At 51.0% G+C, this 4,931-nt stretch carries 4 protein-coding genes and 1 pseudogene; 4 read left to right on the top strand and 1 reads right to left on the bottom strand.

What is annotated here, in order from left to right; all coding sequences use genetic code 11:
- The first annotated feature begins 469 nt into the window (after nucleotides 1-469).
- The 4 genes from AACY49_RS29300 (at nucleotide 470) to AACY49_RS29285 (ending at nucleotide 4,633) form a co-directional block, all read left to right on the top strand.
- Nucleotides 470-1,303, top strand: a complete 834-nt coding sequence (locus AACY49_RS29300) for a vWA domain-containing protein (RefSeq protein WP_339527651.1) — start codon at nucleotides 470-472, stop codon at nucleotides 1,301-1,303.
- A gap of 2 nt (nucleotides 1,304-1,305) precedes the next feature.
- Complete coding sequence (locus tag AACY49_RS29295; RefSeq protein ID WP_339527650.1) at nucleotides 1,306-2,043, top strand: hypothetical protein; 738 nt, start codon at nucleotides 1,306-1,308, stop codon at nucleotides 2,041-2,043.
- A gap of 3 nt (nucleotides 2,044-2,046) precedes the next feature.
- Nucleotides 2,047-3,720 carry a protein kinase family protein gene (locus AACY49_RS29290; protein ID WP_339527649.1) on the top strand — a complete coding sequence of 558 codons (1,674 nt, stop codon included), beginning with the start codon at nucleotides 2,047-2,049 and terminating at the stop codon, nucleotides 3,718-3,720.
- A 277-nt stretch (nucleotides 3,721-3,997) separates the two neighbouring features.
- Nucleotides 3,998-4,633: a hypothetical protein gene (locus tag AACY49_RS29285; RefSeq protein WP_339527647.1), complete on the top strand. Its 636-nt coding sequence runs from the start codon at nucleotides 3,998-4,000 to the stop codon at nucleotides 4,631-4,633.
- A 7-nt stretch (nucleotides 4,634-4,640) separates the two neighbouring features.
- Here the strand turns inward: AACY49_RS29285 and AACY49_RS29280 are convergent.
- Nucleotides 4,641-4,736 (bottom strand): annotated as a pseudogene (locus tag AACY49_RS29280) (GTP pyrophosphokinase); the annotation flags it as partial.
- Nucleotides 4,737-4,931 lie beyond the last annotated feature (195 nt).

Raw genomic sequence — 4,931 nt, 5'->3', positions numbered from 1 at the left:
GGCTGCCGATTTCGATCATGGGCGTGTTCCATCCTTGGTTTCTCGTTGGCTTTCAGTCTACGACGGCGGCGACGCTGAACGGAAGCAAGCATCCTCACCCGCGAAAATCCCGCGCCTGATCATTCGACGAAGGCTCGGCCAGGATTTTGAAGTCTGCAAAATCTGTAGGAATTCTCCCCTTATGGTGAGAGCCCCCCCGTTGGTAGCCCGTTACAGCACTGCATCGCTCGGTTTACGAGGCTACGCCACCAAATGGGGCAAGTCCCATTATCAAAAGGACCGCGCAAGCGTCCTAAAATCCTAGGGCCAGACCACGACTTTCAAAACTACTGAGCGGAAAAATCGAGATCCGTCCTCAAACCCAATACGTACTACGAATCTAACCTTCCATGATTTCGTGATGTTTCATGATGATTTCAAAATGCTATATGATCGGCCGCTGGATAGTGATTAACCATTGAGGGTTCCCATGAGCTACAGCGCCGAAATCAGCCGAACCAGCCCTACCGCGTTCCTGTTCCTGGTAGACCAGTCTGGGTCAATGCAGGACATCATGGATAACGGAAAATCCAAGGCCCAGTTCGTGGCGGACGTTCTAAATCGCACATTTGCCACGCTAATTACTCGCTGCACGAAATCCGAAGGCACTCGTGACTACTTCGAGGTTGGTGTCTTGGGTTACTCCGGCTCCACCGCCGCGAACGGCTTGGCTGGAAATCTTTCAGGTTCCATCCTTCATCCTATTTCTCGGATCGAAGCTAATCCTCTGCGTATCGAAGACCGGATCAAGCGGATGGATGACGGAGCAGGTGGCCTAGTGGATCAGGCCATTAAGTTCCCGATTTGGTTTGAGCCTAAAGCCGCAGGCGGCACCCCTATGTGCACTGCCATCACCGCAGCTGCAGAGCAGTTGGTTGCTTGGTGCGATGCACACCCGGATAGTTACCCACCAACCGTCTTACATGTAACCGACGGTGAATCGACTGACGGAGATCCAGAAGGTTTAGCTCAGCAACTCCAGCAGGTCAGCACCAGCGACGGTCATGTGCTTCTGTTCAACCTCCACGTAAGTACCAATGGGGGCGATCCGGTGAAGTTCCCAATCTCGGATTCGAACTTAAGCGATAGCTACGCAAAACTCTTGTTCCGCATGTCCAGCCCTCTGCCTGCTCACCTCCAAAGAGTCGCTGAAGAGAAGGGTATCAAAGCCACCATGGAATCCCGTGGATTCGTTTTCAACGGTGATATCGCCGAGATTGTCGACTTTTTCGATATCGGCACCCGGGCTGCTCAGTTGCGCTGACCATGGCATTTCGAATCATTTTCGAAGGGACGGTTGCCAAGCACGTGGAGTCTCCCGAGGAAAACGAGGACGCTTACCGCATGGCTCAGGATAGGGGCCGTGTGGTGCTATCGGATGGCGCCTCAGAATCCTTTGACGCCCGTAACTGGGCCAACTTGGTAGTGAATCAATTCCTAGACACTGAACCATCGGACGAGGGGATCTGTTCGTGTATTCAAGCGTATGGAGCTCTCCACGATCCCAGTACCTTATCTTGGTCTAAAGCCGCAGCTTACGAGCGAGGCAGCTTTGCCACATTGGTGATCGCACAGGATGATCCAGATCGCCAAACTGTAGCCATCACTGCCTTGGGAGATAGTCTTGCTGTCTGGAGCAATGGAGATAGCGTAATAGACACAGCCCCTTATTCACGTGCTGAACAGTTCACAGAGAAGCCTACGCTTCTAGCTACTCGCCAAGAATTTAATGCATCCGTGAGTGTTGGCGAGCTAGGTCCTTGGAATCGAAGGGAGTGGAGTTACGACCAACAAGGGACATACTTTCTTCTTTGCATGACTGACGCACTGGGCGCATGGTTGTTGCAGAGCCAGGAGCAAGGTAATTTCTTGGCCTTTGAACGGCTTAGTAAGATCAGGGATCCGCATGACTTCCTTGAGTTGGTGGAGGCCGAGCGTGCTTCCGGTGCATTGCGTCGAGACGACACAACCTTAATTATCGTTACCCTAACTAGCTCAACGTAAGCCATGGCATATCCAACCCTGGAGCAGTACAACGAGGCCTTACAGTCCCCGCAGTTGGTGTTGCAAGACGCCGAGTTAAAACACGGTCGTTTGAAGACGTCTGGCTTGGGTCTTCCTCTAGCCTTGTGCGGCGGATTTGCTCTTACCTATACCGTGGACGTTGGGACCAAGAAGTTCGCACTGCGCTGCTTTCACAAACAGTCACGGGAGCTGGAACAACGCTATCAGGCGATCTCCGCTCGAATCAAGCAGCTGGCTAATCCTTACTTTCTGCCCTTCGAGTTCATCCCGAATGGAATTCGCATCCAAGGGTCGATTTATCCCATAGTCAAGATGGCTTGGGCGCAGGGGCGGACCCTGGCTGAATTCCTTGAAAGCGAGCACCGAAACACCCAAGCACTTCAGCGCCTTCGGCAAGCTCTCGCCAAGCTGGCGGCGTTTCTGGAACAGAACCAGATATCTCATGGGGATATTCAGCCCGAAAACGTGATGGTGAGTGCCGACGGAAGTACCGTACAGCTTATCGACTACGATGGAATGTTCGTTGAGACGTTTCAGGGTTCTACCGCGACCGAACTGGGGCAAATCAACTTCCAGCACCCAAAGCGCACGCCTAGAGATTTCAACGAAAAGCTAGACCGCTTCTCATTCATCACCTTGGATGTAGCCCTCCAGGCGCTAGCAATCTCCCCATCGCTTTGGGCGGTTTCTCGATCTGAACCGAGTGCAGTGGTGTTTCGGCGAAATGACTTCCTTGATCCTGGCTCATCAGTCATTTTCAGAGAAGTTCTCAAACTTCAGAGCGTAGCGACGCACGCTAAAAACTTAGCCCGCGTCGTGGCTGGCGAATTTCAAAGCGTCCCCACGCTGGCAGACTTTCTCCAGGACAAAGGGGTCATCGGCGAGGCGATTACTTTCAAGCTAAAAGCCACTCCCGCAGTGATAGGTTATCAAGGTGCCTATCCGGTTTGTGACGCAACAAAATATGTCCAAGTATTTGCTCACGTGGGCAACCGTATCGAGCTTATCGGTCAGATCCACTCCGTTCGTAACGGATGGGGCGCTAACAAGAAACCTTATGTGTTTGTGAACTTTTCCGACTGGCGCGGCGAAACCGTGAAGCTATCTATCTGGTTCGATGGAATGAAGACCATTGAACCGAACGTGCCCGATCAGTCTTGGGTCGGCCGCTGGCTGTCAGTCTCGGGATTAGTTGATCCCCCTTATCATGGTCAAGCCAAGTCCACTCGATACACGCATTTGTCGATCACTATTACAACTCCTGGGCAGATTCAACAGCTACCGGAGCAGGAGGCACGATTCCGTCTTCTTGGCTCCGGCCCATCAGTGGTGGTGAGCCCCTCTCAGAGTCGAAACGCAAACATTCTCGAGACAATGGGTAGAGGAAAATCCGCTTCCACTAAACCAATACCGAGCGCACCATCGCAAGTAGCCTCCCCGAAAAGCTCGAACCAGCAATTGCTTGAAAAGATGCGAGCTCAGACACCTCAGGCTACTCGCCCGGCCGCAAGCCCTCCTCTGCCACCGTCGCACTGGCGAAACTCTCCAACTCCAATACCAACGAGTCCCCCAAAGCGATCCTCCGGTTTAGGTTGGATCGGATGGGTGTTTATTTTCATCATGGGAGTTGGAATTTTGCGAAAGTGTGCAGGATAGTTCTTTCAGCTCACCGTAATTTGAACGCGATCCCTATCTCCATTTATGCAGCAAAAAGTGGAGGTTTCTCCTAGGCAGGTTGCCTTTGAGGATGAGGACATAGCTTGTCGAATCAAGATATGGGCTCTGTAAGATGGTACTTTCAAGACAACTGATTGCAGCATGGCGTCAAAAGCGGATACGGCCTTTCACTACACGAATAAAGTAGCGGGCGGAATCAAATAAGTGCTTTCAAACACCACCAAAAAAAATCTCAACTGGCAAAAGGCAGCGGTACATGGACGGCAAGAAAACCGGGATATTATCGATCGTAAAGCAGACCATAATTGACTCCAAAGACTATGTCGCAGAGGGTGTGGATCTACTAATAAAAACGATTGACGAGACAGGAGCTTTAAGTGAAATACCTGTTGTATCTCAAGGAATGAAGGTCCTTGAGATAAAGGACTCCTTCCAACAACACAAGTACCGTAGAAATTGCGCAGCCTTTCTTGAAGCCTGTAAAATCAATGATACAGAAACAGTAGAAAATCTATATAACAAACTAAACAACACAGGAAAAACAGAGGAGTTTACAGACTCTCTCCTTTTAATCACGATAGAAAGCTCAAAACCCCTAAAAGCCGCTATTGTTGGCCGATTGGTTTCTAAACTTTGCACTAGAGATATTGATTACACCTCATATGAAACACTTGTACAGATAATTCATGCCGCATCGGTAGCAAGCTTGCTAGCACTACCTGAATTTATAAAATCAAATGATGGTTTCCCTTACAAGCACTCCAACAAAATCCCAGAAGAAGCACTTCTTTTCGCATGTGGCCTAGCGTATAGAGATGGATCAAAGTTCAACATAACGGAACTTGGCGTACTCTTCTACAACTGCGCCTTTAAAGACTATCAAGATTTTTAGAGCCCAGAAGTGGATGCAGGATGTAAGGCGCGCCGCCCTTGTCCACCTGTCCCTCATGCGCTGCGGCGGCGATGGCAATGGCGCGTTCCAGTGTCTGGCTCATACTGATTCTCCTCGGGTTAAACGCCGTAACGGCCGGTGAAATGAATGTTGCGCTTGGCACCCCCAGCATGGCGTTCGAGAATCATCGACACCACCATCGCCTGATCGACACCCGGATGACCATCCACCAACTCAGCGACCCAACCACAACCGGACTTCTGCAAATGCAGACGCCACTCACCCGGCCAGGCCTCAA

It is taken from the genome of Pseudomonas sp. EL_65y_Pfl2_R96 (assembly GCF_963970905.1).
GTDB lineage: Bacteria > Pseudomonadota > Gammaproteobacteria > Pseudomonadales > Pseudomonadaceae > Aquipseudomonas.
This window is presented reverse-complemented; position numbering and strand designations above follow the sequence as displayed.

Bases quoted from the DNA above. Each gene is read 5' to 3' on its own strand.
- AACY49_RS29290 (WP_339527649.1), top strand. From the start codon at position 2,047: ATGGCATATCCAACCCTGGAGCAGTACAACGAGGCCTTACAGTCCCCG.
- AACY49_RS29300 (WP_339527651.1), top strand. From the start codon at position 470: ATGAGCTACAGCGCCGAAATCAGCCGAACCAGCCCTACCGCGTTCCTG.
- AACY49_RS29285 (WP_339527647.1), top strand. From the start codon at position 3,998: ATGGACGGCAAGAAAACCGGGATATTATCGATCGTAAAGCAGACCATA.
- AACY49_RS29295 (WP_339527650.1), top strand. From the start codon at position 1,306: ATGGCATTTCGAATCATTTTCGAAGGGACGGTTGCCAAGCACGTGGAG.